Origin of the sequence: Streptococcus oralis, from assembly GCF_004127215.1 — a bacterium.
Lineage (GTDB): Bacteria > Bacillota > Bacilli > Lactobacillales > Streptococcaceae > Streptococcus > Streptococcus oralis_BD.
On sequence record NZ_QEWJ01000010.1, the window covers coordinates 44,093 to 67,771 of the forward strand.

The following is a 23,679-nucleotide window of genomic DNA, read 5'->3' on the forward strand; positions in this document are numbered from 1 at the left end:
CCTTACTTTACAAAGGAAAAAGACATCTCTAAAATCCACTTTTTTTAATCTTCTGTCGGCATTTTTTTGTTTTTTGTTCGTGATGCATGCTTGATAATCCAGGCACAACTGGGACTTAGATCCTCCTTCTGCCAGATTTGAAGAATCCTTTCGAACTTATCGGGGTCTTCCTTGTATAAATCATTTAGATTATTGGCTACGCTTTTTTGAATGGACTTGTCTTTATCTTCCTTTAGATTGGTCAGAATAGTGGTGAAATCCTCAAGATAATCTAACACCACGGTTTGTCTCTTAGCCCAAGGCAGACGGATACGCATACACTCGCTGGCAAGTCTACGAACGCGCAAGTTTTCATCCTGACTCCATTCTATCAGCAAAGCCATTGTATCCTTAGGATAGCGAGCCAGTAAGGGCCTCATGGAAAATTCTCCCGTAAATCGCTTGGTGAGTTCCTTACTAAAGGCCGCGCTCAATTCAAATTCCTTGTCTCCATATAGCTCTATATATTTGCCAATTGGCCAAAGCCAATATCCTTCTGAGAACATACCTAAACCACCCTCTAACTCAGGACCTAAGATTTTCTCAAAAACCTTGAGAGAGTCCTGATAAGATAGGGGGAGGCAATCTTTGATACTTTTAGCCAAGAGTTCTTGACGCTGGCTAAACTCCAAATTTTCCAAGTCTTTTTCTAACAACAGCCTAAACTTTTGTCCATCAAAGGCAACGGACGCTTCTTTCAAGCGTCGACTCAAATCCCTAGCATAAGACAAGTCATAATAATCCTTTACTTTTTTCGCCATTTTCAAATCCCTTAATCTTCTGTTTACGGGACTTATTATATCATACAGATAGTCCGTCAACAAAATCATTTTTACATCTCCAACTATTTTAACAAGAAAGCAAAAAGGACTAGAAGCAAATCTAGTCCAACAATTTTTAATGTTTAATTTCCTAAAAATACTGGTAATAAGCCAAAGTACAAAAAGAGATTGATCCAGAAGGCCATACAAAAGATCACTCCAAAGAGGAAGAGACTCATCTTTTTAGTCAGTACTGAGAAAAAGATTGCCAATACACCAAAGACAACAAATAGTTTTTTCATAACGAAATAATAAATTGAAACTCCTCCTATTTGCCAATCCCAAGGAAGAAAGAACATGAGGAACCAGAGAAAGCAAATCGTAAGAATATAGATTTTGTAATAGCTATACATAAACTGCCTTACCTTTGACATCTTAAACCTCCTCTAAAAATTAGCTATTCTGTGATGAGCCTCTGTTATTGATCTGTCTCAGCTTGAACATTCTCTTCAGGCAGACATAGACTTTCCAGTCATTCACAAGAGACAAGAAGACTAAAATAATCCATATCCCCCATCTTGTTAGATCCATGGGATTTTTCAAGATAAAATTGAAAATCAACAAAGAAAAAATTGTAAAAGCGATACTGAATAAAGCCCAAAAAGGGAGATAAATCCAATAAAAGTAATAGAAAAACACGAAATATTTACTATCTTTATCTGCCTTCTCAATCCAATGAAAAAAATAAAAGTATGGTGACAAGACCAAGAGTTGAAAAAGTCTTCCTAGCATAGCTTTCTCCAAGATTTCTTTTTATTTTATTATACCAAAAAAAAACCTGGAAAAGGCTTTCCAGGTTTGAGTTTAAAATCACTAGTCATACTAGAGAAATCCCTTTATTCATAGTCGATTCACTTTATTGACTTGATGAAGATGTTCCGAAATCGACCTTAGGAACTGTCTTGGCTTCTTCTGTTTCTTTGAAGGTTTCAGCTTCTTTAAAGTTCATCATATTTGCAAAAAGCACGGTTGGAAAACTTCTCAACTTTTGATTGTACTCGGCTGCGATCTTGTTATAATCCTTACGTGCTACAAAGATACGATTTTCACTTCCTGAAAGTTCCACCATCAGTTGCTCAACATTTTGATTGCTCTTGAGTTCTGGATAATTCTCCGTCAAGGAAATCAAGCGGGAAAGAGCAGAGCTCAATTCTCCCTGAGCCTTTTGGTTTTCTTCCGAAGTTACTGAGCTACTACCGATTTTAGCTCTAGCATCCGCAATCTTGGTAAAGACTTCGGTTTCATGATTCATTTGTCCTTTAACGGACTCCACCAAATTACCAATCAAGTCTGAACGACGTTGGAGGGCTGTTGAGACATCGGCCTGAGCCTGCTCCACTTTAGTCTGTTCACCAACCAGACCATTATAGGTCGTCACTGCGGAACAACTTCCCAAAACTAGTAGTCCAAAGAAAATCGCCACTATAGAGAGAATTACTTTATTTTGTTTCATATCAAAACCTTAACACTTTCTTTTATCAACTTTTCTGAGATAGGACTCAGATTTTAAATCAATTTCCCAATCTTTGTTTTTTTATTCTAAATTAAGGAGTAAACTTTTGCAAAGGAGTTGCCTTACTGCTTTGAGGAATCGGTTTAAGATTTATATAGGGTCACTCACCAGTCATCAGACGAACCGCCACCATCAAAGCCACCGCCGTCCCAGCCTCCAGATGAGTCTGAGCCCGAGTCTGACCAAGAAGATCCTGAATCTGATGAGTCACCGCCCCACCAGCCTCCGCCAGAATCATCTCCACGTGAACCACCACGACCTCCAAATATAAATCCAATAATCATGACGATGAAGTAAATCAGAGCTCCAAATCCGATAACTCCGTCGCTCGAACTGCTTTTTCGATGCCGTTTCGAAGATTGGCTCTCACTGGTATACTTTTCAATTTCTCTTAGACGACTAGAATTAGTAGCATAGTCGTAACTACTTTTAGAACTTGAAGAAGGTGTACTCGAACCACTATAGAACATGTAGTTGAGATTGTTTACTATAGAGAGAACTCCCTTGTTGTAGTCACCATTTTGAAAGTAGGGGCGTGCTGTTGTCAAGAACCTGTGAGTCTGATAATCTGTGATCTTACTGGCCACATTATTGCTGGTTTCAATCCGTGATTTTCTATCTTGAACTGCAAGCACAATCAAGACACCGTGATTATCTCCCGAATAGCCAATCTTCCAAGCTCTAGCTGTTTCATTGGCAACTGTTTCGATTGTTTCTCCATCTAGGCTTTTCACAACATAAACGCCTATTTGGAATGTTTCCGCTTTTTGACTATTGACATTATTCAATTCTCGAATCTGACTAATTGTCGCGTCAGTCAAATAGTGATTTGGATCATATATCCCGTACTCAGGTTTTTCAGGTGCAGTGAATGCTGATAAGAAGAGAAAGACCATCAGCAATCCAAGCAAGCGAACCAACAAACTATTTTTAAATAATCTGCTTCTTTTCATAATAACCTCCCTGATAAAGGAAAATTGATTTAAGGAATTATAGCATTTTGATTTTTACAAAGAAAGTGCATTTTCATTACAAAACTGTGACAGCAACCCTGAAATTGATGTTAATTTAATGACAAGTCTTCCAAAACTCGACCCCAATAAGAGAAAGAAGACCTTGTGTTTTCTTTTTCTTATTGAACTTACTTTTCTATTAAGATTTTAACTGGTAATTTAAAATATCTTTTTCTAATTTTTGGATAGGGTACTGCGCCTTCACTTTTATTTTTGTATTGTTACAGCCAGCGTATCCTTGCACGACATCCACTTGTGGAATGAGCACCCAATCTCCAAGAACTTCTTGCGCGGCTTCCGCTTTTTCATCCAGAATGCACACAAAGCGGTATTCTCTCTCGTGTTGCCACTCTTTGAATTTTGCAAAGGTCGCCTTAATATAAAAATTCAGATTCGAATAAGAGAATTGGTTGCTATTGCTTCTCGTATTAGGACGTTTATCGATATACTCCACCGGGCCGTATACACAGAGTCCGTCTACCTTCAAGGAATGAATTTTATCCAAAAGACTCGCATACGAATACTCAAGCGCATAACCTGCGTGGCTATTGGCGTAATAGGACCACATTAAAATATTATCTGCAGCATGCGTAAAACAAAACACACGGAAGAAATCCATCATCGAATGACCATCCGCATAGTAGCAATTACAATCAAACGGGTCGTTGAAATGCTTCGGATGGCTAAATGACACATTCCCTTCCACCACATGATAGGGATTCTTCTCAATCGTTTCCTTGGCATAGTACTTCACAAAAACTTGTCGCTCAGCTTGAATCCTTGCTTCTGCCTTTTTAAAATACCTCTCAACGTCTTCTTTAAATACTCCTTGAAACTGCTCGACTAACTGATCTGGTGCTAAAAAGCCCAGTCGAATATTCTCGGCAAGCTGGTCATTAAATCCTTTATCCGCCTTTTCTACATCAAATCCTTCAGGAATCCTAGTATTCCTGGTTTGAATAAACATAATCTTCTTACACTCTACCTCTACCGTTTTCCTAGTCGGTTGTTTAAAGAGCGCCACAAACACTTTCTCTTCTGTTGCCCGGTTAGCAATTAAAAAACAATTACTATCGAGATAGGACTCCACCAAATGGTATTCTTTATGCGTCTGTAAGAATGTTACCTTTGCAATCAAATAACGATATAGTTCAATGTCCTCTTTTAGAATGATTTTCAATAAAGTCACCACCTCTATAAAAATTTAAAAATTATTTAAATACTCAATATTGTTTAGTAAAAAAGAGCAATCATATACAATTACTCTTTCATCACTGATTACTAGGACTTAATCCTTTTTATCATTTTATTTACGTTTTCTTGCGATCAAATGAATCGGGGTTCCTTCAAAGACAAAGGCCTTTCGGATTTGATTTTCCAAGAAACGCAGGTAAGAGAAGTGCATGAGTTCTTCTTCGTTGACAAAGATGACAAAGGTTGGTGGCTTGGTTGCCACTTGGGTTGCGTAGAAGATTTTGAGGCGTTTTCCTTTGTCTGTCGGTGTTGGATTGATAGCAATGGCATCCATAATCACATCGTTCAAGACAGCTGATGGGATACGGGTGTTTTGACTTTCGCTGATTTGCTTAATCATCTCAGGCAATTTGTGAAGTCGTTGCTTGGTAAGAGCTGAAACAAAGACAATCGGTGCGTAAGGCAGGTATTGGAACTGCTCACGGATATCTTCTTCCCAGTTCTTCATGGTATGGTTGTCTTTCTCAAGAGTATCCCACTTGTTGACCACGATGATCATTCCTTTACCAGCTTCGTGGGCGAAACCTGCGATACGCTTGTCGTACTCACGAATCCCTTCTTCGGCATTGAGGACCATCAAGACCACATCTGAACGGTCAATGGCACGCATGGCACGCATGACAGAGTATTTTTCTGTATTTTCGTAGACTTTACCAGACTTACGCATACCAGCTGTATCAATCATGGTAAACTCTTGTCCATCCGCATCTGTAAAATGGGTATCAATGGCATCGCGCGTTGTTCCAGCTACTGGACTAGCAATCACACGGTCTTCTCCCAAAATGGCGTTGATCAAACTTGATTTTCCAACGTTAGGACGGCCAATCAAGCTAAATTTAATCACGTCTGGATTTTCTTCTTCGACTTCATGTGGTAGATTTTCCACGATGGCATCCAGTACATCACCCGTACCGATACCGTGGACAGACGAAATCGGCAGCGGTTCTCCCAAACCTAGCGCGTAGAAATCAAAGATATCATTTCGCATCTCAGGATTATCAACCTTGTTAACTGCTAGGATAACAGGTTTATGGGTTTTATAGAGTTTGCGAGCTACGTACTCGTCTGCATCCGTGATTCCTTCTTTCCCAGACACCACAAAGACGATGACATCTGCCTCTTCCATAGCGATTTCTGCCTGGTGTTTGATTTGCTCCATGAAAGGAGCATCGACGTCGTCAATCCCTCCAGTATCAATCATACTGAAAGAACGGTTGAGCCACTCCCCCGTTGCATAGATACGGTCACGTGTCACACCCTCGACATCTTCTACGATTGAGATTCGCTCGCCAGCGATTCGGTTAAATAGGGTTGATTTCCCAACATTGGGACGTCCTACAATGGCAACAGTTGGTAAGGCCATGTTTTCTCACTTTCTACAATAACTTTTTCTGTTCTAGATTCTTACGAGTTGAACTAGGTTCGGCTTGACCAAACTGCTCTGCCAAACGCTGACTCCAAGAGGTCGTCGCACGCGCACCAGCATAGTCTGCCTGTACTTGGTCATAGTCCAAAATCGCTTCAACTGGCTGTTCTTGGTATTCTTCTTCAAATACCACTTGGTTCAAAGGCAGTCTTGGTTTGACATCATGTTGTTGATTTGGCACACCGAGGGCAATCCCAAAAACAGGGTAGGTATAGTCAGGCAGGTTAAAAAGCGCTGCCACTTCTTCTGACTTATAACGGACCAAACCGATAATCACGCCACCATATCCCAGACTCTCTGCTGCAAGCAAGGTATTTTGCCCCGCAAGAGCCGCGTCCACAGACGTGATGAGGAGACCTTCCACTCCTTGAGGTTGGAAAACATCCGTATGAAGGTTTGCTCCCTTTTCAGCTCGGTTCAAGTCACCGACAAAAAGCAAGAAAGCAGCTGACTGGCGAATGGCTTCCTGAGGAACCAGTTCATATAAGGCATCTTTCTTCTCTTGACTACGTACAAGAATCACAGAATAAGATTGGAAATTTTTCCAAGAAGACGCCATTTGAGCAGCAGTCAAGATTTCATTTAAGTGTTCTTGAGAAATCTCTTGCTCCTTAAAGCGACGAACTGAAGTATGAGCTTTCATCAGTTTAATGGTTTCTGTCATCGGCGATTTTCTCCTTCTAGTCTCGTTTCCTCAGCTAAATAACGAATCCGTTCCATGACCCGTCTAGCTTCCCAAGTTTCATCATTTCCATTTTTTCCTTTGGCAAAATGTTTTTCCAAATCTTGGAAATTAAAGTTGGAAGTAAAGAAGGTCGGCAAATCTTCCTGCATGCGATACTGGAGAATGACTTGGAGAATCTCATCACGCACCCAAGGGGTGGATTGCTCTGCACCAATATCATCCAAGACCAAGACTTCTGCTAACTTGATCTCATCCACCAAGGTCTTCACAGATCCTTCACCAATAGCATTTTTCACATCAATGACAAAACTTGGATAGTGGAGAATGGTTGTTGAAGCACCTCGTTTTTCAGATAGGTCATGGGCCAGGGCCGCCATCATGAAACTCTTACCGACACCAAAATCACCATAAAGATAAAGACCTTTTCGGATACTAGGGTAAAGGTCAACAAAGGCATAGAGTCTCTCAAAAATAGGCAAACGTCCTAAGTCATCCAGATCAATCTGAGCCAATTTCGCTTTCTTGAGACTTGCTGGTAGATTGATCAATTTGAGACGATTCTTGATTGCTGCCTCTTTTTCAGCCGCGATTAGTTCTGGTGTTTCTTCATAAGATACATCTGCATAACCATGATTCATGACCAAGATAGGCTTGTAGCCACGCGCTATATAGTCAGTATCCCCACGAAGAAACTTATCTCGTTCTGTGATGTATTGGTTGAACTTGGAGATGCTACGATTTAACTCCTCTTGGCTGAGGGATTCTTTCTGGATAAAAGCCGCTACATCGGGGTCCTTCATGATCTGCTGGACTAGGTCCTGATACTGAAAACGACTTGACTGACGTTTGATTACGTCACCAACACTTTCCATCTAGTCTCCTCCTTCTTCTAATCGGGCTAACATTTCTTGTTTTTTGCGTTCTAGCTCCAAACGAGTTTCCTCGCTGGTTTGATTTTTATATTCTGGATTGCTCCACTTGGGAACATTTGTCTTAGTTGAGCTGGCCTTGTTTTTCTGTTCTTCTTGCCCTTTTTGCTGGTGTTCTCGAATCCGAAGCACGGCTTCCTCTGCTGTCCGAATCTTACGATAGGCATAGTCGTTGGCGACCTTCATGGCGTATTTTTCATTGACATTGGCCGAATCAACCTTGTTAAAGGTTAAAAGTAAGACGATATTGATAACTTCGTCCAGCAAGCCTAAAGACGCCATCTGGTGAAGGAGTTCTCTTTCACTCTGGGTGATGTTTCCCTTACGTGTTTGCTTGATTTCCGCTAAGAATTGCAAGGGAGTTTTATTCTTTGCTTCTCTGATAATGGTTATTTCTTTGGGGCTAAAGTCAGAAGACACTGGTTTTTGTGCTATCTTTTCACGCATGCGTTTGACTGAAATTACCTGAGCCACTGTAGTCGCCTTGGCTAATTGATAGGTTTCAAACCAGGTCCATTTTTTTTCATCTGCAATGGCAAACAATTCCAAAACATCTGCCTGCTCATTTTCAAAACGCAGACCATCTCGAGCCATCAGCTTCTGAAAATGTTCCAAGTCAAAATCATTTTTCATCTTGATTTTAGACTCGGTTGGAGTCACTTCTTCGGTCAGGTTTGGAAAGACTTGGCTCAAAGAAACGGAGAGTGCTTCTCCCTCGCTTGGAATCTGTTTCAGGGAAGCAAACGCAGTATCCCCAATCTTTCTCTCCAATAGCCTGCTATAGACAGAATGACTTAGAAATTCCTGACTGGAGAGGGGAGAATATATTAGCAATTCATAGGTCTCTCCCTTTTGATAAAGAGTCAACAAGTCCAAAGCAGATAAGATTTTAAAGGACTGGAGGAGCGTATTCATCCCGAAGTTTAAATGATTAAGAATGTTAGCAAAAAGGTGTTCCTTTTGCCCGCCATCCCAAAAGGTAATGGCATATAGATAGAGGCTCAGCGCCTCCTGACCGATAATCGGGAGGTAGCACTGCACCAGAGAAAAGGTATCTTGCGACACCCGATTATTCTTTAGAAAAGAAAAATGGTCATTTGGCTTCATTTACTTTTCCTTTTTCTTTTTAGAGGACTGGGTGATTTGCTGGAGCAGACTCTCCAACTCACTCACATCCTTAAAGCTACGGTAAACACTGGCAAAACGAACATAGGTAATCTCATCAAGCTCCGCCAATTCTTCCATGACTAAAGCCCCAATATATTCACTTTGGATTTCATTCTCACTGCGACTACGGAGTTTTTGCTCGATGCGATTGACCACCATGTTGATTTCATCACTTGACACAGGACGCTTCTGGGCTGAACGGATAATCCCATTAAAGATTTTATCTCTCGAAAATTGTTCTCGTGTACCGTCTTTCTTGACGACAACCAGCGTTCTTTCTTCTACTCGTTCATAGGTCGTAAAACGATGCTGACACTCATCGCACTCACGTCTTCGACGGATGGTATTTCCTTCTTCGGCTTGTCGACTATCCACAACACTAGACTTGCTAGCCCCACATTTTGGACAACGCATGCATTTTCCTCCTTGTCGTTTTCTTTTCATTATACCATTTTTTGAGCAATTCCCAAAACAATTCTTATTTTTACTTGACAAGTTTTTTGTTTTATTGTATTATTTTATTAGAACAATAAAGGTAAAGAAAGGAGACTATGATGTCCTGGATTTTTGATAATACAAAACCAATCTATTTGCAGATTATGGAAAAAATCAAACTAGATATTGTTTCCCATAAACTGGAACCCAACCAACAGCTCCCAACCGTGAGAGAGCTGGCAAGTGAGGCTGGGGTCAATCCCAATACTATCCAACGTGCCTTGTCTGATCTTGAACGTGAAGGCTTGGTCTACAGCAAGCGTACAACCGGACGCTTTGTGACAGAGGATCGGGACTTAATTGTCCAAACTCGCAAGCAACTATCTGAGGAGCAACTACAAGATTTTGTAACTGGCATGCTTCAATTCGGTTACAATCGTGAAGACTTACCCTCTGTATTAAGCGGTTATATTAAAGGAGTTTAAAAGTATGACATTACTAGCATTTGAAAATGTATCCAAATCTTATGGTTCTACAGCAGCCCTCAACAATATTTCCCTTGAGATTCCCGCTGGGAAAATCGTCGGTCTCCTTGGACCAAACGGTTCTGGAAAAACAACCTTGATCAAACTAATCAATGGACTTCTCCAACCAGACCAAGGTCGTGTCCTCATTAACAGCATGGAGCCAAGTCCTGCTACCAAGGCGATTGTCTCTTATCTACCAGACACGACTTATCTGAATGAGCAAATGAAGGTAAAGGATGCTCTAACCTATTTTAAAACCTTCTATCAGGATTTCAATCTCGAAAAAGCCCAACACCTTTTAGCCGATCTCGGTATTGATGAAAACAGTCGCCTCAAGAAACTATCAAAAGGGAACAAGGAAAAGGTCCAACTCATTCTGGTTATGAGCCGTGAAGCCCGCCTCTACGTTCTTGACGAACCAATCGGAGGCGTGGATCCAGCTGCCCGTGATTATATCCTCAATACCATCATCAATAACTACTCACCAACTTCTACGGTACTGATTTCAACCCACTTGATTTCAGATATTGAGCCAATCTTGGATGAGATTATCTTCCTCAAAGACGGAAAAGTCGTCCGCCAAGGAAATGTTGATGATATTCGTTACGAGTCAGGCGAATCAATTGACCAGCTCTTCCGCCAGGAATTTAAAGCCTAAGCAAAGGAGATTATTATGTTTTGGAATCTAGTTCGTTATGAATTTAAAAATGTCAATAAATGGTATCTGGCACTCTACGGTGCTGTACTTGCAATTTCAGTTTTGATTGGAGCTTTTATTAGCAGTCTTAGCCAGAGTTACAATCCTAACAATGCTGCTTATTTCATCTTCTTTTTAGTACTAGTTTTTGGTGGGCTCAGCGTTACTCTTTTGATTGCGACGATCTTTTTAATCATCCGAAGATTCAAGGGTAGTGTTTATGACCGCCAAGGGTACTTGACCTTGACCTTGCCTGTCTCTGAGCACCAAATCATCACCGCAAAACTCTTCAGTGCCCTTGTCTGGTACATCTTAGGTTGTGTCGTCTTTATCTTGAGTATATTGATTATCTTCTTCTTAACACCAGTTAAAAAAGACTTCACTATCCTCTATGACTTCATTTCCAATTACATCAGCTACGGCTGGCTGTATGCCCTATCACTATTTGTCGGTTCAATCGCATGGATTTTATCCATTTACCTCTCCATCTCTATCGGACAACTCTTTAACGAGTATCGAACAGCAATGGGAATTTTAGCCTATATTGTCATTTCAATCGTTATTGGTTATGTTTCTCTCTTCTTAAGAGTTGACAATGACTTTAACGTGATGGCTGGTACAGAAATTCTTCGCGATCTCTTTTTATCAGCTATCTACTATCTTGGTACCTACTACATTTTGAAAAACAAGGTTAATTTGCAATAAAAAATTCCCAGCTAGAAATGGCCTGCACCCCAAAAGTTAGACAGAAAAAATCTAACTTTTGGGGTGTTTTATTATGAAATTGAGTTATGAAGATAAAGTTCAAATCTATGAACTAAGAAAGCAAGGACAAAGCTTCAAACAGATTTCAAAAAGATTTCAAAAGATTTGGAGTGGATGTTGCCGGTCTAAAGTACATGGTGACATTAATTGACCGTTATGGAATAGAAATCGTTAAAAAAGGGAAGAATCGTTATTATTCTCCAGAACTAAAACAAGAAATGATTGATAAAGTTCTGCTGGAAGGTCGTTCGCAAAGAAGTGTAGCTTTAGATAAGGCTTTACCCGACCGTTCGCTGTTGACAAATTGGCTGGCGCAATACAAGAAAAACGGGTATACTATTGTTGAGAAAACAAGAGGGAGACCTGCTAAAATGGGACGTAAACGGAAGAAAACTTGGGAAGAGATGACAGAATTAGAACGACTTCAAGAGGAGAATGAACGCTTACGGACTGAGGTGGCCTACCTAAAAAAGTTAAAAGAGTTAGAGGAAAGGGACGAAGCCTTAGAGAGAGAAAGGCAGAGACAGTTAGAGAAATGGTTGCAGGAGGATTTCGATTAGATTTACTTCTTGAAACAGCTCGTTTAGCTCGCTCGACTTACTATTATCAGTTGAAGCAACTGGATGGGCTTGATAAAGATAAAGAGCTTAAAACCGAAATTCAGGCCATTTATAATGACCATAAAGGAAATTATGGCTATCGGAGAGTTAATCTTGAACTAAGAAATCGCGGTTTTGTAGTGAATCATAAGAAGGTCCAACGTCTGATGAAGATACTTGGTTTAAGTACCCGAATTCATCGGAAACGAAAGTATTCTTCATACCAAGGAGAGATTGGCAAGAAAGCAGAGAATCTCATTCAACGCCAGTTTGAAGCATCAAGGCCAATGGAAAAGTGCTATACGGATGTGACAGAGTTTGCCATTCCAAATAGCACACAGAAACTCTATTTATCGCCTGTTTTAGATGGATTTAACAGTGAAATTATTGCTTTTAATCTTTCTTGTTCTCCTAATTTAGAACAAGTAAAAGTCATGTTGGAACAGGCCTTCACAGAGAAACATTATGAGAATACTATTTTACACAGCGACCAAGGCTGGCAATACCAACACGATTCTTATCATCGGTTCCTAGAGAGTAAGGGAATTCAAGCATCCATGTCACGCAAGGGCAACAGCCCAGACAATGGTATGATGGAGTCCTTCTTCGGTATTTTGAAATCCGAAATGTTTTATGGTTATGAGAAGTCGTTTCAGTCGCTTAAGCAATTGGAACAAGTTATTGTAGACTATATTGATTACTACAACAATAAACGAATTAAAGTCAAACTAAAAGGACTCAGTCCTGTGCAATACAGAACTAAATCCTTCGGATAAATTAACCGTCTAACTTTTTGGGGTCAGTACAAAAGCTGGGTTTTGATTTAACTCAATATCAAACTGGCTACAATAGGACTGACAAAGACATAGAGAATACCAGTGACACCGATAGCCAAACCGCCCATGGCTCCCGCGACAGAACCGTATCGAAAGGCTGTACCCGTTCCGACAGCATGCCCTGTCCCTCCAAGAGAAAGTCCAACAGCTACCGGATCATCTATCTTCAACCACTTCAAAAGTGTTGGTCCGATAACACTAGTCAAGATCCCAGTCGCCACTACGACGACCAAGGTTACTGTCGTCAAGCCTTGCAATTTTTCTGTGATCCCCACTGCCATAGCGGTTGTCACTGACTTTGGAAAGAGAGAAATGGCTAGGAAGAAGTCCATGCCAAAGATTTTCGCCACTATGGCAGTGAAGCTAGTATTGACAACTACTGCTAACAGACTACCAAAGAGAATACTCCGAGCATGGTGCTTCATCAGATGAAAACTCTTATAAAGCGGAATCCCTAGAGCTACCGTCGATGGGACGATCAAGTTGTTCAAATAAACCCCACCTTGGTAGTAATCTTGATAAGAAATACCCGTCACCTTAAGGAAAATAATGATAAAAATAGCCGACAACAGCAAGGGTGTTGTCAATGGATGGGGGAAACGCCTGTAAATCAACATTCCCACTAGATAAGCTAGGATAGACAGAGCAATCCCAAACAGGGGATTGGAAACAAATTCACTCATTTGGCGTCTCCTTTCTCATAATCTCCCTCAAATCGTCTCTTGATGAACTGAACCACTAGGGCGATGAGGATAATATTGATGACAGCTGCAAAAAAGACAATTAAGACGATGGGCAAGAGATAGGGGGCAATCACATCAAACTTTTCCATGATACCCACTGCTGGCGGCAAAAAGAGAATGGTCATATTGGCCAGCAAGAAATTCCCAACCATATTGACATGCCTCGTTCTCAGCCACTTGAACTGTAGGGCTAGAAAAAGAATAATCAAACCGATAATACTGCCTGGGATGGGCAGATGAAAGAAACTGGAGATTCCTTCACCGATTAGAGAAATCACAAAAAGAATCATTAATTGAACATATAATTTCATCCTAAACTCCTTGAAATAGAATTCTTGCATACCAGTTTACTCTTTTTTCAGAAAATTTCAAGGAAATATCGAAATTTTTCTTTCTTGCATGGATTAGATAAAAGTAGTATAATCATTGCATGCGCAATCATCTTGTGTTACAAAGATAGTCAGTAATGACTTTGTGATTTTTACTTTGAAAAGAAAGGAGAAAGCAATGACCTATTTGGAAAAGTGGTTTGACTACAACCGCCGTCAAAAGGAAATGGAAGCCATGTTGGAAGAAACCATCGCCCAGCAGAGTGAACAAAGGTTGAACTTGAAAGAGTTTTACCTACTCTACTATCTGGATCTAGCTAATGAAAAATCCTTACGACAGATTGATTTACCCGATAAACTCCATCTCAGTCCGAGCGCTGTTTCTAGAATGGTTGCTCGCTTGGAAGAGAAAAACTGCGGTTTGCTTAGTCGCCGATGTTGCGATCAAGATAGACGGGCTAGTTTTATCTGCCTGACTGACGAGGGACAAACAACCCTAGCTTACCTGCAAAAGGCCGTCGAAGAAAGACTGGAAACGAGTCTTGACTTCATTTCTTAATCATATTTTTTTAAAAAAAGTTGCGTGCGCAATCATTTTTCTTGACATTCCTCTTTTCAAGGAGTACAATAAAATCAAGATCGAATAAAGGAGTTTTATATGATCGAAATTACCTATCTAGACGCCAGCAAGCAAGAGAGAACCATGACTTTTGAGTCTTATGAAGACTTTGAACGTTCCCAACAAGCCTGCCTTATCGGCGTCGCAGACTACTACCCAGTCCAAAAATTAACCTACAATGGTCATGATTTGGACTACCATGGGACATATGGAGATGTCTTCTTCTATCTCATGAAACAAGATTTAAGCCAATACAATTAAAAAGGAGAAATACAATGGCAAAAGCAATTACAGATGCAACATTTGAACAAGAAACAAAAGACGGTTTGGTCTTGGTAGACTTCTGGGCAACTTGGTGTGGTCCATGTCGTATGCAAGGTCCAATCTTGGACAAATTGTCTGAAGAACTTTCAGAAGATGTCTTGAAAATCGTTAAAATGGACGTAGATGAAAATCCAAATACAGCTCGTGCATTTGGTATCATGTCTATCCCAACCCTTCTCTTCAAAAAAGACGGCCAAGTTGTGAAACAAGTTGCAGGTGTTCACACTGCAGAACAAATCAAGGCCATCGTTGCTGAATTAAGTTAATCACATTAGAGACCAAGTGCTTCATTTGGTCTCTTTTTTCTTGCCCTTTGCCATTTTTCAAAAAATATGCTAGACTGTAGGTAGAATATTACGATGTTTGGGACATGCCATCGCTAAAAAAAACCTCTACTTGGTATTTTTTAGCTCCCCTCAAGGGAGCTTTTTGCGTGCTCTGAACATGTCCCACTTTGGAAGGAGTACTATGAAACGTCAATCAGCCTTGGTCGTCTTTAGTGGCGGTCAAGATTCTACAACCTGCCTCTTTTGGGCTAAAGAACACTATGAAACGGTCGAAGCCGTCACCTTTGCCTACGGCCAACGCCATCATCTCGAAATTCAAGTTGCTAGAGAAATCGCTAAGGAACAGGGCATTCGTCATCATATCCTAGATATGTCTCTGCTGGGACAAATCACTGAAAATGCCTTAACCTCTAATCTGGAAATCGAGCAAAAAGAGGGAGAAGTTCCCAATACCTTCGTTGACGGTCGCAACCACCTCTTTCTATCCTTTGCGGCAGTTCTTGCTAAACAACGAGGCATTAAGGATATCGTGACGGGTGTCTGCGAGACAGATTTCTCAGGCTATCCTGACTGCCGGGATGTCTTTGTCAAATCCCTCAATGTTACCCTCAACCTTGCCATGGATTACGACTTTGTTATCCAAACACCTCTCATGTGGCTAGATAAAGCTGAAACTTGGGAGTTAGCCGATCAACTCGGTGCCTTTGACTACGTTCGTGAAAAGACCTTGACCTGCTACAATGGGATTATCGGAAGTGGCTGCGGTGATTGTCCAGCCTGTCACTTACGTCAACATGGTTTAGATGTTTATCTCTCACAGAAAGGATAGGGCTAATGTTTTTTGCACCCAAAGAAATCAAACAGGAAACTGGGGAGTCCCTTGTCTACAATCCTCACAGAACCTTGGTATCAAAAGAATTTACCTTCGATGCTGCCCACCACCTCTTTCACTATGAAGGAAAATGCAAATCCTTGCATGGCCATACTTATCATTTGCAGATTGCTGTCAGTGGATTTTTAGATGAACGGGGTATGACTTATGATTTCGGAGATATCAAAGCCATCTACAAGAGCTACTTAGAGCCCCACTTGGACCATCGCTATCTCAATGAAACCCTGCCTTATATGAACACGACTGCTGAAAATATGGTTTACTGGATTTTTCAAACCATGAGTCAAGAGTTACCAGATGAGCGTGGTCTCCGTTTGGAATATGTTCGCCTCTATGAGACTCCGACTGCCTTTGCAGAGTTTAGACGGGAGTGGTTAGATGACTAGGGAACGTGTCCTCAAACTACCTGTTCTGGAAATTTTCGGCCCAACCTTTCAAGGTGAAGGTCGTGCTATCGGGCAGAAAACCATGTTTGTCCGTACTGCTGGTTGCGACTACCACTGCGACTGGTGCGACTCTGCCTTTACTTGGGATGGTTCTGAAAAACCAACTCGCATGACCGCTGACGAGGTCATTGCTGAATTAGACAAGCTAGGAAGCTACGACTATGTAACCCTGTCTGGCGGAAATCCTGCTGTCCTAGCAGCCAACATGGCTCAACTCGTCACCAAGCTCAAGGAACGTGGAGTCACTCTAGCTGTTGAGACCCAAGGCTCCCGCTGGCAAAATTGGTTAAAAGACATCGATCAGGTCACTCTGAGTCCCAAGCCTCCTTCATCCAAGATGGAAGTCAACTTCGAGACCTTGGACTTTATCGTTTCCCAACTGGATCCAGACAAGGTCACCTTTAAAATTCCTGTCTTTGACGATGCAGATTTGGCCTTTGCTAAAGGGATTCAAGAACGTTACCAACCAGATGTCCTCTTCTTATCGGCTGGAAATCCTGAGCCCAAGGCTACAGGCAATATTGTCCAAGACCAACTAGACCGCCTCAAAGAACTCTGGGAACGCGTCGCTGCTGACGATAGCTGGGGCAATGTCCGCGTCCTTCCCCAACTCCATACCCTCCTCTACGACAACCAACGTGGTGTTTAAATTAGAAAGAAAAAATCATGTCACAACAAGAAGAAATGAAAAACCTAAGCCTACTGGGCAACAAAGAAACCAACTACATTTTTGACTATCAACCAGAAGTCCTTGAATCTTTTGACAATCGTCATGTTGAAAATGACTATTTTATCAAATTCAACTGTCCTGAATTTACCTCGCTTTGCCCAATCACCGCTCAGCCAGACTTTGCGACCATTTATATTTCCTACATTCCTGACAAGCTCTGCGTCGAATCAAAATCCCTCAAACTCTACCTCTTTAGCTATCGAAATCATGGAGATTTTCACGAAAACTGTATCAACACCATCGGAAAAGACTTGGTTAATCTGCTAGATCCTCGCTATTTAGAGGTATGGGGAAAATTCACTCCGCGCGGTGGCATCTCAATCGACCCTTACTACAACTACGGTAGACCTGGAACTAAGTATGAAGGATTGGCAGAACAGCGTCTCTTCCAACACGACCTTTATCCAGAGAAAATTGACAACCGCTAAACTCATACTCAATGAAAATCAAAGAGCAGACTAGGAAGCTAGCCGCAGGTTGCTCAAAGCACTGCATTGAGGTCGTAGATAAGACTGACGAAGTCAGCTCAAAACACTGTTTTGAGGTTGCAGATGGAACCTGACGTGGTTTGAAGAGATTTTCGAAGAGTATCATACGAAAAAGCCCTGTTCCTCAAACTGAGGAGCAAGGCTTTTTGAGTTTCAATTATTCTTCTGTTCCAAGAAAGTTTTTCGCAACAAGGGCTGCAAGAACGCCACCAACGATTGGCGCAAGGATGAAAATCCAAACTTGTTGAAGAGCTGCGCCACCTACCAAGACAGCAGGTGCCAAGCTACGAGCTGGGTTTACTGAAAGGCCAGTAATGTTCAAGCCCACAAGAATCATGGCCATCAATGACAAACCAATCACCAAACCAGCGATTGCGCCATTGCCTTTGCTTGCTGATGTTACCGTCATGATAACTAGGACAAACAAGAAAGTTGCGATGACTTCAAACAAGAAACCGCCAAAGACAGTGACACCGTTTGCCAAGGCATTTTCACCAAGACTAGCAGTTGACATGCCTGAGTTAGACAAGAGGAAGAATACTGCAGCTGACGCAAGGAAAGCTCCAACTACTTGTCCAAGGATGTAGTTTACAAGTTCTGAAGATGACAAACGTTTGTTTACAAACATAGCGATCGAAACTGCTGGGTTCAAGTGAGCACCTGAAACAGTTCCGATTGAGTAAGCTGCAACCACAATTGCCAAACCAAAGGCAAAAGCAATTCCAAGGTGTCCAAGGCCATTAAGACCATTTCCAAAAACAACAGCTCCTGTTCCAATGAACACAAGCATAAATGTACCGATTAATTCAGCAACAAATTTTTTCATGATAAGTCTCCTTTTTTCAAACTATGTATTAGTCTATCAAAAGAAGGAAAGGGTTTCAAGAAAAGTGCTTGGAAAATGTAAGGAAAGGGATAGAACAGCTATTTTTTCTTTTTCGGATTTAACTCTTCAAAAGAGTTACTATTTTTACTAACAGCTTCGCTAATTGCTTTTTGTCCTAAACCATTAATTGAGCTATCCATTTGAGCTGCTAAAGTCGTTATAGCTGTCTTATTTGTCATAGCAAGAATCCCTATCTCCTCATCGTACTTATCTACAATATCTTTTCTACCTGATATTATTGGAGGAGCACAAAAGGCTTTGATAGCCGCTCTTTCCAATGTTTTTTTGATTTCTCGTCTTGCTGATTCTGACATGGGGCCAATCAAAGCATCTATGACTAAATCTACTAGCATTTTTTCTGCTCCCTTTCTAACTCATATAGATCTCTTCTTCGACTATAACTCTCTTCTAACTCTTTTTCTAAGCGAGAGCGCTCTTTTCGGTACTGAGTCTGCAATTCTTCATCTTTTGCCTCTATTTTAGCATATTGACGAAGATACTCACTCCTTGTCTCAACTGCATAAGATTCTAAGAGTATCAGAAATTGGTGGCGCTCTCTCTCATCTCCAGAATTCTGTCTACCAAAATCATAAGCAATGTTTTCAAACTCCTCATATAGTCTGGTCAAGTGAGAGCGATTATCATCCAAATTTTCATAAGATTCTTCTATTTTCTTCTTAGCAGTTCTATAGTCATCCTCCAAGGACAAAAGACCATTTTCTTGCTTTTTTATTTTAATTTGAATTTCTTCTAGTTTGTCCATTGATTAATATCCCTTGCCAGGCTTTCATCTCCTTCAACTGCTTGTTCAACACCCTTCTGAATATTCGTTTCCAAATCCGTAAAGGCTTTTACAATCTCAGCTGATTTACTTACTTTTTTATCAAAATGTCTCTGAGTCTCCCCCACAATACTATCATAAGTTACCCCAGCTTCTGCATAGACATCCTCTATCTCATCATAAGTTAATTCTGTGACGAACCAAGGAACTTCCTTACTTTTATCGTAGAGTGTTTCAGCATCCGCAACTGCTTTTTTCGCCACTGCCTCAATCTCACTGTGTCCGTTGCCGACACTCTCTGTCATTGCTGTCGCAACAGCTGTTGCTTGAACGCTGTCCAAGAAAAACATCTCATGGCTATTTATACTACCATCTGATAAAAATTGAGTATTCAATTGCTTCAGAAGTCCGTTTTTGACTCCCTGTAATTTCTTAAGAGTTTCATAGTTCTTCTTTTCAAGTCCAGTCATCTTCTCTGGACTCTGATTTTCCAAAATATCCTTGATTTGGTTAATTTGATTTTTATCACCCGTAATATCTGGATCAATACTGTGCCCACCAGAATTTTTAAGCAGGTAATCTTCTCCCAAGTATACACCTAAAAAAGGCTTTGAGATATTGTTAAGAAAGTCATCTTGAGTCCGGATTCGTACTACTTGACCTGTGAATGTCTTTTGTTTATTGATTATCTTCTCCCTTGCCGAATCCCACGGAGTGAGATAATCTATGATTTTATCTTTAGATTCGATAAGACCTTCTAAATAGAGAGGGGCTGAGTTATATACCACAGTACGGGGAGCATTATACTCTAAGGCCACCCTCTGAGCGATGTTCCCTCCTAAAGAATGTCCAGTTAAAGTAATATTATCCCCATATCTCTGTCGAATCCTTTCATAAAATGTGAAAGCTTCATCATAATGAAAACCGAGCGCCATGGCTATACTACCGACATCTGTAGCGACATCCTTGGCTATATCCGCATTAGGATTTGTTCCTGTATAGGCAATAATCACTTCTCCACTGTCCTTATCTAGGAAGGCTGTACCACTTGTGCCAGTGGAATCATCATGAAAATCATCTAGATATTGGAGGTTAGGAGGGAGAACTTTTCGTTTATTTACTTCTTCAAGTAGTTGCTCATTGTCTCTTATATTAGATATATTTACTCTAACATTCTCGAATTCATACGTCATATTCGCTGCATCTAAAGTTGGAATTCCACTACTCACCATTATTCAATTCTCCATTAGACACTGTTTCTCTAAAATAATAACCGTCTTTGTAATCAACAACTACAGAATAGTAATAATAATCATTACTCTGCAAAGAGCTTCCAAATTCTAATATGCCATTTTTTAAACCATCCTTTTTAAAAAATTTGTTTATTATTGGATTATTCACACTATAAGATATGTCAAAACCATTAGTTACACTGTTATAACTCTTACTTTCTAATTTAAGCTCAGATAAAATACTTTTATTAATCGTTAATTCTTGAAACAGAAAACCTTTAAAATCCCAAATTTCTTTTGCTCTTTCCTCATCTGAAAAAACAAATCTCTGTTCTATGTAATTGACATCAATAATGTCTGTCTTTTTTTCTAACTTCAAATCTTTTCGAATTAATTTACCAGTTATCGTCTTGAACTGACTATTTCCAGTTAAATATATTTTTATGCTAACTTTATCATTCATATATACTTGATAGACCTCAAACCCTTCCGGAAATTGCTTAAACAAGTCAAACAGATTCTCAGTCGGATAAACTCGACTGACCTCAGAGACTTTGTTCTCAATCCATTCTCGGCTGTTCCTATTTTCTGCACATCCTGCCAATCCTATCATTATCAATCCTCCTAAAAGTACCATTGTGAGAAATCTACATTTTTTCATAACCTTCTCCTTATTATTATATTCAACAAAATAGCTAACCGTAGTTCCCTTATAGTATACCATAAAAGCAACATTTCCTTGCACCTTACTCAAATTCATAAGTTAGATTAGAGGCATCCAAGGTTGGCACATTACTATTTGGCATCTATCTTCTCCATACTCGTAATTTTTCCTGCTATAAGTTCTGAATGAGAAATATTTTCTCCGTCAAAAACCACAGGATAACCGTATTCATAGCCAATAGTTGCAGAATGATCTGCACTAATATAAAGGTCTAATGACTCATTTGATTGTATATGGAAGTAGTCCTGAATAATTTTACTATTTACATTTTTATAAGTAATAGAAGCATCACCAGTCTCCCAATTATAGTACATTTTTTTGAGCTCAAATCGAGATAGAGCTGCTTTATTTAGTTCTAACTTTTGAAATAAAAACCCATCATAAAACAAATTAGCTTTAGAAACTTCTGGATTCGAAAATGCCAATCCTTTTTCAGTGTACACAATACGGCTTTCTAAAAGCACTTTTTCTTCATAAGGATTACCTTGAGCTTCTATTCTTTTAAAATTGCCAGTTATTTCTTTTGTTTCTGCGTTTCCTACGAGTTCAATCTTCTGATAACGAGAATAGTCCTTCGTCTCATCGTAAGTATCAATACTTCTAATCTCAAATCCTTCCGGAAATTGCTTAAACAAGTCAAACAGATTCTCAGTCGGATAAACTCGACTAACCTCAGAGACTTTATTCTCAATCCATTCTCGACTGTTCTTACTTTCTCCGCACCCTGTTAATACTATCATTATCAGTCCTCCTAAAAGTACCATTGTGAGAAATCTACATTTTTTCATAACCTTCTCCTTATTTATGATATTCAACAAAGTGTCTAACCGTAGTTCCCTTATAGTATACCATAAAAGCAACATTTCCTTGCACCTTACTCAAATTCATAAGTCAGGTTCGCTGCATCCAGAGTGGCAATACCACTGTTCACTGTATCCTTCTTACTCATACTTCTCTCCTAATTCGATACTCTCTCCTTAAAATAATAGCCATCATTAAAATCAACAGTAATAGAATAGTAATAAAAGTCATCTAATCTCAAAGAACTACCAAATCCTAGCACTGTTTCAGCTTGTTGCTGTTTATTAAAATATTGGTTAATCGTTGTGTTTTTAATAATATAATCTATATCAAAAGAACCATTGTTTCCGTTAAAATGTTTGTTTTTTAATGATAATTTGCTTAAAAATTCTTTATCTATACCAAGTTTTTGAAACAAGAAACCATCAAACTTCCATATTTTTTTAGCGGTTTCTTCATCAGAAAAATTAAATTTGTTGTCTACATATTGAACACTTACTACCACTTCATCGCTCTTTGGCGCATCATCCTTCGCTGGAATTTTAGCAAGAGTACCCGTTATTGTATTCGATGTTGCGTCACCTTTCAGCTTAATTTCTGTAATATAATTATCGGGTCCATCACTTTTCTTTTTAAAATAGACCTGCTCAATCTCAAATCCTTCTGGAAATTGCTTAAACAAATCAAAGAGATTTTCAGTTGGATAAACTCGACTGACCTCAGCGACTTTGTTCTCAATCCATTCTCGACTGTTCTTATTTTCTCCGCATCCTGCCAATCCCATCATTAAAAATCCTCCTAAAAGTACCATTGTGAGAAATCTACATTTTTTCATAACCTTCTCCTTTTTAATAATATTCCATATAACAGTTAACTTTAATTCATTTATAGTATATCAAAAAGTAACATTTCCTTGCATCTTACTAAAATTCGTAAGTCAGATTTGCTGCATCTAGAGTTGGAATTTCACTATTCACAAATTTTTCATCTACCATTTTATTTCCTTTTAATTTGATACCGTTTCTCTAAATGTATAAACACTATCGTAGTTGACAGTTACTGAATAATAGTAATAATCGTCGTTTCGATATGAGCTTCCAAAACCTAATGTTGCCTGTTCGTTTTCATCTTTTTTAAAATACTGATTGATAGTTTGATTTTGAATCGAATAATCAATATCAAACGCCCCATTATTACCATTATAATTTTTAGATTTCATAGACAATGAAGATAGAAAAGAGTGATTAATTGTTAACTTTTGAAATAAAAATCCATCAAAAGGCCATATTTCTTTCGCCTTCTCCTCATCAGAAAAGGTTAATTTCCTATCGATATAATCTACTTTTATTGTTTCTTCTGGCTTTTCAGTAATATCATCAGAAGCACGTGTCTTAGTTAGTACTCCAGAAATTGTTTGGTTACTACTATCTCCTTGTAAAGTTATTTCTATAATATAGGTTCCACGTTTTATATACACTTGATTTACTTTGAACCCCTCCGGAAATTGCTTAAACAAATCAAAGAGATTCTCAGTTGGATAAACTCGACTAACCTCAGAGACTTTGTTCTCAATCCATTCTCGACTGTTCTTATTTTCTCCACATCCTGCTAGACCCATCATTATCAATCCTCCTAAAAGTACCATTGTGAGAAATCTACATTTTTTCATAACTCTCTCCTTTTCAATAATA

31 protein-coding genes and 1 pseudogene are annotated in these 23,679 nt (G+C 39.6%); 11 read left to right on the plus strand and 21 right to left on the minus strand.

Features of this window, described 5'->3' with window-relative positions:
• Positions 1–44: 44 nt before the first annotated feature.
• The 11 genes from DF216_RS08040 to nrdR form a co-directional block, all read right to left on the minus strand.
• Entirely contained in the window at positions 45–800 is a 756-nt protein-coding gene (locus tag DF216_RS08040) for a DNA alkylation repair protein (protein WP_129326511.1), read from the minus strand.
• Between the two features lie 143 nt (positions 801–943).
• Entirely contained in the window at positions 944–1,234 is a 291-nt protein-coding gene (locus DF216_RS08045) for a hypothetical protein (RefSeq protein ID WP_129326512.1), read from the minus strand.
• A 19-nt stretch (positions 1,235–1,253) separates the two neighbouring features.
• Positions 1,254–1,592 carry a hypothetical protein gene (locus DF216_RS10975; RefSeq protein ID WP_129326513.1) on the minus strand — a complete coding sequence of 113 codons (339 nt, stop codon included), beginning with the start codon at positions 1,590–1,592 and terminating at the stop codon, positions 1,254–1,256.
• Between the two features lie 124 nt (positions 1,593–1,716).
• Positions 1,717–2,313 carry a LemA family protein gene (locus tag DF216_RS08055; protein WP_071851266.1) on the minus strand — a complete coding sequence of 199 codons (597 nt, stop codon included), beginning with the start codon at positions 2,311–2,313 and terminating at the stop codon, positions 1,717–1,719.
• 164 nt (positions 2,314–2,477) lie between these two features.
• Positions 2,478–3,326: a TPM domain-containing protein gene (locus DF216_RS08060; RefSeq protein ID WP_129326514.1), complete on the minus strand. Its 849-nt coding sequence runs from the start codon at positions 3,324–3,326 to the stop codon at positions 2,478–2,480.
• 199 nt (positions 3,327–3,525) lie between these two features.
• On the minus strand, positions 3,526–4,575 hold the full coding sequence (locus tag DF216_RS08065) for a DUF2971 domain-containing protein (protein ID WP_240659324.1): 1,050 nt from the start codon (positions 4,573–4,575) through the stop codon (positions 3,526–3,528).
• Between the two features lie 117 nt (positions 4,576–4,692).
• Positions 4,693–6,003, minus strand: coding sequence for a ribosome biogenesis GTPase Der (der, locus tag DF216_RS08070; RefSeq protein WP_084971241.1), 1,311 nt, complete (start codon positions 6,001–6,003; stop codon positions 4,693–4,695).
• A 13-nt stretch (positions 6,004–6,016) separates the two neighbouring features.
• Positions 6,017–6,730 (minus strand): NADPH-dependent oxidoreductase, encoded by a 714-nt coding sequence (locus DF216_RS08075; RefSeq protein ID WP_129326516.1) that lies wholly within the window; start codon positions 6,728–6,730, stop codon positions 6,017–6,019.
• Complete coding sequence (gene dnaI, locus DF216_RS08080) at positions 6,727–7,623, minus strand: primosomal protein DnaI (RefSeq protein WP_129326517.1); 897 nt, start codon at positions 7,621–7,623, stop codon at positions 6,727–6,729. Before dnaI ends, DF216_RS08075 begins: the two co-directional genes overlap by 4 nt.
• On the minus strand, positions 7,624–8,787 hold the full coding sequence (locus DF216_RS08085; protein ID WP_129326518.1) for a DnaD domain protein: 1,164 nt from the start codon (positions 8,785–8,787) through the stop codon (positions 7,624–7,626). It abuts the gene before it with no gap.
• On the minus strand, positions 8,788–9,261 hold the full coding sequence (nrdR, locus tag DF216_RS08090) for a transcriptional regulator NrdR (protein ID WP_125827518.1): 474 nt from the start codon (positions 9,259–9,261) through the stop codon (positions 8,788–8,790).
• Positions 9,262–9,401: 140 nt separating this feature from the next.
• On the opposite strand from nrdR, the gene DF216_RS08095 reads away from it, so the two are divergent.
• The 4 genes and pseudogenes from DF216_RS08095 (at position 9,402) to DF216_RS08115 (ending at position 12,646) form a co-directional block, all read left to right on the plus strand.
• Positions 9,402–9,767: a GntR family transcriptional regulator gene (locus DF216_RS08095; protein ID WP_061454347.1), complete on the plus strand. Its 366-nt coding sequence runs from the start codon at positions 9,402–9,404 to the stop codon at positions 9,765–9,767.
• A 4-nt stretch (positions 9,768–9,771) separates the two neighbouring features.
• Positions 9,772–10,467 (plus strand): ABC transporter ATP-binding protein, encoded by a 696-nt coding sequence (locus DF216_RS08100; protein ID WP_125827519.1) that lies wholly within the window; start codon positions 9,772–9,774, stop codon positions 10,465–10,467.
• A 15-nt stretch (positions 10,468–10,482) separates the two neighbouring features.
• Positions 10,483–11,211, plus strand: a complete 729-nt coding sequence (locus DF216_RS08105; RefSeq protein ID WP_125827520.1) for a hypothetical protein — start codon at positions 10,483–10,485, stop codon at positions 11,209–11,211.
• 73 nt (positions 11,212–11,284) lie between these two features.
• Positions 11,285–12,646 (plus strand): annotated as a pseudogene (locus tag DF216_RS08115) (IS3 family transposase).
• Positions 12,647–12,693: 47 nt separating this feature from the next.
• Here the strand turns inward: DF216_RS08115 and DF216_RS08120 are convergent.
• A complete protein-coding gene (locus tag DF216_RS08120) occupies positions 12,694–13,389 on the minus strand; it encodes an LrgB family protein (RefSeq protein WP_001288937.1) in 696 nt (231 codons plus the stop codon).
• Positions 13,386–13,760 carry a CidA/LrgA family protein gene (locus DF216_RS08125; protein ID WP_000781325.1) on the minus strand — a complete coding sequence of 125 codons (375 nt, stop codon included), beginning with the start codon at positions 13,758–13,760 and terminating at the stop codon, positions 13,386–13,388. Before DF216_RS08125 ends, DF216_RS08120 begins: the two co-directional genes overlap by 4 nt.
• A gap of 196 nt (positions 13,761–13,956) precedes the next feature.
• Here DF216_RS08125 and DF216_RS08130 point away from each other — a divergent pair, with 196 nt between their 5' ends.
• The 7 genes from DF216_RS08130 (at position 13,957) to queF (ending at position 17,504) form a co-directional block, all read left to right on the plus strand.
• A complete protein-coding gene (locus DF216_RS08130; protein WP_125827522.1) occupies positions 13,957–14,337 on the plus strand; it encodes a MarR family winged helix-turn-helix transcriptional regulator in 381 nt (126 codons plus the stop codon).
• A gap of 99 nt (positions 14,338–14,436) precedes the next feature.
• Positions 14,437–14,658, plus strand: coding sequence for a DUF4649 family protein (locus tag DF216_RS08135; RefSeq protein WP_009730461.1), 222 nt, complete (start codon positions 14,437–14,439; stop codon positions 14,656–14,658).
• 14 nt (positions 14,659–14,672) lie between these two features.
• Positions 14,673–14,987, plus strand: coding sequence for a thioredoxin (gene trxA / locus DF216_RS08140; RefSeq protein WP_001029581.1), 315 nt, complete (start codon positions 14,673–14,675; stop codon positions 14,985–14,987).
• Between the two features lie 202 nt (positions 14,988–15,189).
• Positions 15,190–15,837, plus strand: a complete 648-nt coding sequence (gene queC / locus DF216_RS08145; RefSeq protein WP_129326519.1) for a 7-cyano-7-deazaguanine synthase QueC — start codon at positions 15,190–15,192, stop codon at positions 15,835–15,837.
• Between the two features lie 5 nt (positions 15,838–15,842).
• Entirely contained in the window at positions 15,843–16,286 is a 444-nt protein-coding gene (queD, locus tag DF216_RS08150) for a 6-carboxytetrahydropterin synthase QueD (RefSeq protein ID WP_061454340.1), read from the plus strand.
• A complete protein-coding gene (gene queE / locus DF216_RS08155; protein WP_129326520.1) occupies positions 16,279–16,995 on the plus strand; it encodes a 7-carboxy-7-deazaguanine synthase QueE in 717 nt (238 codons plus the stop codon). The genes queD and queE overlap by 8 nt, the downstream gene beginning before the upstream one ends.
• Positions 16,996–17,012: 17 nt before the next feature.
• Positions 17,013–17,504 (plus strand): preQ(1) synthase, encoded by a 492-nt coding sequence (gene queF, locus DF216_RS08160; protein ID WP_000082582.1) that lies wholly within the window; start codon positions 17,013–17,015, stop codon positions 17,502–17,504.
• 217 nt (positions 17,505–17,721) lie between these two features.
• On the opposite strand, the gene DF216_RS08165 is transcribed toward queF, so the two are convergent.
• The 8 genes from DF216_RS08165 to DF216_RS08200 form a co-directional block, all read right to left on the minus strand.
• Positions 17,722–18,390, minus strand: coding sequence for an MIP/aquaporin family protein (locus tag DF216_RS08165; RefSeq protein WP_070568291.1), 669 nt, complete (start codon positions 18,388–18,390; stop codon positions 17,722–17,724).
• 98 nt (positions 18,391–18,488) lie between these two features.
• Positions 18,489–18,803, minus strand: coding sequence for a hypothetical protein (locus DF216_RS08170; RefSeq protein WP_125457375.1), 315 nt, complete (start codon positions 18,801–18,803; stop codon positions 18,489–18,491).
• Complete coding sequence (locus DF216_RS08175; RefSeq protein WP_125457376.1) at positions 18,797–19,213, minus strand: hypothetical protein; 417 nt, start codon at positions 19,211–19,213, stop codon at positions 18,797–18,799. The genes DF216_RS08170 and DF216_RS08175 overlap by 7 nt, the downstream gene beginning before the upstream one ends.
• Positions 19,201–20,463: a DUF2974 domain-containing protein gene (locus DF216_RS08180; RefSeq protein ID WP_125457377.1), complete on the minus strand. Its 1,263-nt coding sequence runs from the start codon at positions 20,461–20,463 to the stop codon at positions 19,201–19,203. The genes DF216_RS08175 and DF216_RS08180 overlap by 13 nt, the downstream gene beginning before the upstream one ends.
• Positions 20,453–21,124, minus strand: a complete 672-nt coding sequence (locus DF216_RS08185; protein WP_129326521.1) for a hypothetical protein — start codon at positions 21,122–21,124, stop codon at positions 20,453–20,455. Before DF216_RS08185 ends, DF216_RS08180 begins: the two co-directional genes overlap by 11 nt.
• A gap of 134 nt (positions 21,125–21,258) precedes the next feature.
• A complete protein-coding gene (locus DF216_RS08190) occupies positions 21,259–21,927 on the minus strand; it encodes a hypothetical protein (protein ID WP_240659325.1) in 669 nt (222 codons plus the stop codon).
• A 218-nt stretch (positions 21,928–22,145) separates the two neighbouring features.
• The gene (locus DF216_RS08195; protein ID WP_129326522.1) at positions 22,146–22,823 is read right to left on the minus strand and encodes a hypothetical protein; all 678 of its coding nucleotides are present in this window, start codon (positions 22,821–22,823) and stop codon (positions 22,146–22,148) included.
• Between the two features lie 171 nt (positions 22,824–22,994).
• Positions 22,995–23,657, minus strand: coding sequence for a hypothetical protein (locus DF216_RS08200; protein WP_125457381.1), 663 nt, complete (start codon positions 23,655–23,657; stop codon positions 22,995–22,997).
• Positions 23,658–23,679: the final 22 nt, after the last annotated feature.